Below are 4,099 nucleotides of genomic sequence, written 5' to 3' on the forward strand. Positions count from 1 at the left end.
AAACATAAAACCGCCCAGCGCCAAGCCGCCCAGGGTTCTTTTCAGGAAAGAGCGGCGGTTGTCCAGCGGCTTTTCATCGTGCGGATCTGTTGGTTCAGCTACGCCAAGTTTGGAGAGGAATTTTTGTGATGGGTTCATAAAACGGTATTTTGAAGTAAGAGGTTTTGAAGTAAAATGTGGATCCAGGATGTAAGATGAAATGATGGGAGAAGTATTACCAGGTCCGGTTCTGCATGAATTTGTCCAGCTCGGGGCGGCTCATGGGCAGCTTATTGCCCTGGGTATCCAGCCATTGCAGGAAGTCTTTTTTGATGGCATCGGTCCATTGGGTATCTATCTGGCCGGGCGTGTATTTACCTTCCCGCAGGCGCTGGTGGCCGAACTGATCGCGCAGGGCTATGAACTCAGCGTTCAGCACTACCTCTTCCAGCAGGTGCGCGGGTATGAATATTACGCCGCCTTTTTTTGCCAGCACCACATCGCCCGGCAGCACGGTTGCGCGGCCAATGCGAATGGGTACATTAATGCCGGCCAGCATCATTTGCTGTATATAGGAAGGATCATAACCTTTTACCCAGGCAGTGAAACCATCTATCTGCTCCAGCCCTTCCATATCACGCACCGATCCATAAAAGATCACACCGTTCTTTGATTTTGCGTAAATGGAATTACCCAGGTTATCACCGATCAGGGTACCATCTGCTACCTTGCCGTAACTATCCGCCACATATACGTCACCGTTAGAGAGTACATCAATGGGCCAGGAGTTGGTGCCGCCGATACGGCCTTCTGCTTTGCCTTTGTCTTTGATCAGCTGATCCATATCAGGGCGCAGAGGCATGTACTGGGCAGTTACCACGCGGCCGGTCATTACCTGCTCATTACGCAGCAGCATCCACTCGCCTTCAAACTGGTTCTGGTAACCTTTGTTGCGCAAAATGCCCCAGGCTTCTTCAATGGATATTTTTTTCAGGCGTTGCAGCAGGGCATCCGGCACTTTGGGCCGGCCGTCGGGAAAACGTTCTCCTTTCCAGGCAGCGGTGAGGGTCTTTATCTGCTCCGGTGCTAACGTTACCTGCTGAGCGCTGGTTATGCCAGCCAGTAACAGGCAGCCGGTCAACAACCAATAAGTGAAATGTAATTTCATATATGCTGTATGTTTAGTATCGTTATTTCACATCTCACCACATACGGATGTTCAGCTCATTTGCTCCCGCCGCTACAGCGCTTCCCGGTAGTGCGTGGTGTTTAAAAAGATCCCGGCATCAGCGCAGCCGGTGGATGTTTTTTGTTTTGGGAATATCCAGGGTTGGATAGGTTTTCAACAGAGGCTATGTTACTCATACAGCATGGTAAAGGAGCGTATCAGTTTCATAACGGAATTTCAATCAATTTCAAAAATTAGGAATAATTACGGAGTTTGTCAAGCTTCGCCGCTGAAATAATACAGGCTGCAGCAAGTCCTGCTTTTTTGCCATTTGCAACAATCTGGTTATTGCAATATGAATCGGCATTTCAATTGTAATATAAATTGCTTAATATAGCTTATTTTTATCTTATAACTGAAACCTCAAAAAGTGAAACCGGCATAGCTGCCAGGTTCTAAAAGACAAAAAACTCCGAATGAAAGAACGCAGTAAGATCACCATCTACGATATTGCCCAGGCGCTGAGCCTGTCTGCATCGACCGTATCCCGTGCTTTGCAGAATAACCCCTTAATCAATGACGAGACCCGCGACAAAGTGCAGAAAATGGCTACTGAAATGGGGTATGTGCCCAACTGGATCGCCTCCAGCCTGCGCAAGAAACGGTCTAATATAATTGGGTTAATTGTGCCGCGTACTTCCATGTATTTCCAGAGTACTGCTATCAGCGGCATTCAGCATGAGGCGCATAAATATGGTTTTAGCATTGTGATCGGCCAGTCGGATGAAACCGTGGCCATGGAAAAGGAGCTGGTGCATACGTTCTTTTCCCTGCGGGTGGATGGGCTGCTGGCCGTAGCTTCCATGTTCACCACCAACTACGAACATTTCAGCCCTTTTATAAAGAACAATATTCCCATGGTGTTCTATGACCGTGTGCCCATAGAGTTCCCGGGTTACAGCATTACGGGCGATGATTTTACCGGCGGCTACCTGGCTACCGAGCACCTGATAAAACAGGGCTGTAAACGCATCGCACACTTTTCGGGCGTGCTTACCTGTAACCTTTACCAGCAGCGGCTGGCGGGTTATAAAGCTGCGCTGGCAAAGTATAATATCCCCTATGATGAGCAGCTGCTGTACATTCATAACCTTACCACAGATGCCGCTGCGACTGCAGCGCAGGAGCTGCTGACCAGCAAGCCGCTGCCGGATGGTTTGTTTGCAGCCAACGATACGTCTGCAGTATCTTTTATACAGGAAGCGCGGCGCCACCAGATCAACATACCGGAGCAGATAAAAGTGGTGGGCTATTCCAATGATCTGTCATCCCGCATTATTTCTCCTTCCCTCACTACCATTGAGCAATCGGGTTATAAAATGGGGCAAAAAGCCGTGGAAACGGTGATCCAGCTCATTAACCAGGATGATACTGTAAAAGTGACCAAGAACTTTGTATTTCCTGTAGAGCTGATCCCCCGGCAATCCAGCTTATTACAATAACATGTATATACCTACAACTGACTAAATTTTACGAGAATGCTGAAAACCTTTATTACTCCCTGCCTGCTGGGCGCGGCTATCTTCCTGGGCGCCTGCAATAAGCACATTTATGTTCCCAATACCGTGAATGCTCCTTTATTGAAAGAGCAATATGAATTTAAGGGAAGCGTGTCGCCCACCAATTACCAGGCGGCTTTTGCCATTACCAACCATATTGCGGTTATGGCTAACGGGCAATATGTATTCCGCCCCTTTGGCAATAATAATGACAATGATGACGTGTTTGTTGACAGATACGCAAAGGGAGGTTTGTTTGAAGGCGGGATAGGATTCTTTTCGCCTTTGGATGTGAAGAAGCGGATGGTATTTGATGTTTATACCGGCCTGGGCTCCGGCAGTTTTAAAACGCTGGATGCGGCGTATCATGACGAGGGCAATACCGGTAATGTAAATGATTACCTGTTACGCTCGCATTTCAGCAAATTCTTTGTACAGCCCAGCATTGGTTTTGTGCATCCTGCAATTGAAACCGCTTTTAGCAGCCGGTTCTCTGTAGTGAACTTTTACAATATGTACCTGGGCAATAAGGCGTTTGAGAATGATAATGAGCGGCGGGATGCCTTTGGACAGATCAGCCAGAAGACCCGCTTTTTTATGGAGCCGGCATTTACTTTCCGGGCGGGTTATAAGTATGTGAAGTTCCAGATGCAGCTGTCTTTTGCGGTTCCTTTGTCTGATGACGGGTATGATAACCGGTATGATGAATCTACTGTGAACAAGTACTTTCAGCCGGTTTCTTTTGGGTTAGGCGCATCGATCAATATTGCGCACTGGTATGATAACTTCCACAAGAAATAGTTTGCAAGCTTAACGCAAAACGCTCAATGCTCAACGCAGGAAAGCGCTTGGCACAACTGCTAAACAGTATAAAAACAAAAAGGCTCCGATCATATGATCAGAGCCTTTTCTAATAAATACGGCGGCTACCTACTCTCCCGCATTGTGGTGCAGTACCATCGGCCATGAGGGGCTTAACTTCTCTGTTCGGAATGGGAAGAGGTGAACACCCTCGGCATAACCACCATAAGATCTTTATGGGAGCTTAAAGCTTAAAGCTTAAGGCATAAAGCTTTCCTGTGTAGGACACAGCGCTTTTTGCTTGCAGCTTTCGCCTTTCAGCCTAATAATTTACATATTGGGAGTTGTATACGGATATATTAAAATAAAATTAAAGCTTACGGGCAATTAGTACTACTCGGCTGCGATGTTACCACCCTTACACCTGTAGCCTATCAACGTCATAGTCTCTGACGGCCCTTAAAAGTAAACTCATCTTGAGGTTGGTTTCACGCTTAGATGCTTTCAGCGTTTATCCATGCCGTACATAGCTACTCAGCACTGCACCTGGCGGCACAACTGATACACCAGCGGTACGTACGACCCGGTCCTC

Annotated in this window: 3 protein-coding genes and 2 rRNA genes; 2 read left to right on the forward strand and 3 right to left on the reverse strand. The window is 47.4% G+C overall.

The annotated features are described in order from the left end of the window. Nucleotides 1–214 precede the first annotated feature (214 nt). Complete coding sequence (locus VIM87_RS07420) at nucleotides 215–1,147, reverse strand: RraA family protein (protein WP_331996369.1); 933 nt, start codon at nucleotides 1,145–1,147, stop codon at nucleotides 215–217. Between the two features lie 476 nt (nucleotides 1,148–1,623). On the opposite strand from VIM87_RS07420, the gene VIM87_RS07425 reads away from it, so the two are divergent. Together VIM87_RS07425 and VIM87_RS07430 are read left to right on the forward strand one after the other, a co-directional pair. Beyond that, the gene (locus VIM87_RS07425; RefSeq protein ID WP_331996370.1) at nucleotides 1,624–2,649 is read left to right on the forward strand and encodes a LacI family DNA-binding transcriptional regulator; all 1,026 of its coding nucleotides are present in this window, start codon (nucleotides 1,624–1,626) and stop codon (nucleotides 2,647–2,649) included. Nucleotides 2,650–2,685: 36 nt separating this feature from the next. Continuing rightward, on the forward strand, nucleotides 2,686–3,507 hold the full coding sequence (locus tag VIM87_RS07430; RefSeq protein ID WP_331996371.1) for a hypothetical protein: 822 nt from the start codon (nucleotides 2,686–2,688) through the stop codon (nucleotides 3,505–3,507). Nucleotides 3,508–3,623: 116 nt separating this feature from the next. Here VIM87_RS07430 and rrf read toward each other — a convergent pair. Together rrf and VIM87_RS07440 are read right to left on the reverse strand one after the other, a co-directional pair. Next, a 5S ribosomal RNA gene (gene rrf, locus VIM87_RS07435) occupies nucleotides 3,624–3,735 on the reverse strand. Nucleotides 3,736–3,873: 138 nt separating this feature from the next. After that, nucleotides 3,874–4,099, reverse strand: a 23S ribosomal RNA gene (locus VIM87_RS07440); the annotation flags it as partial.

The sequence above is a fragment of the Chitinophaga sp. genome (assembly GCF_036569125.1).
Taxonomy (GTDB): Bacteria; Bacteroidota; Bacteroidia; order Chitinophagales; family Chitinophagaceae; genus Chitinophaga.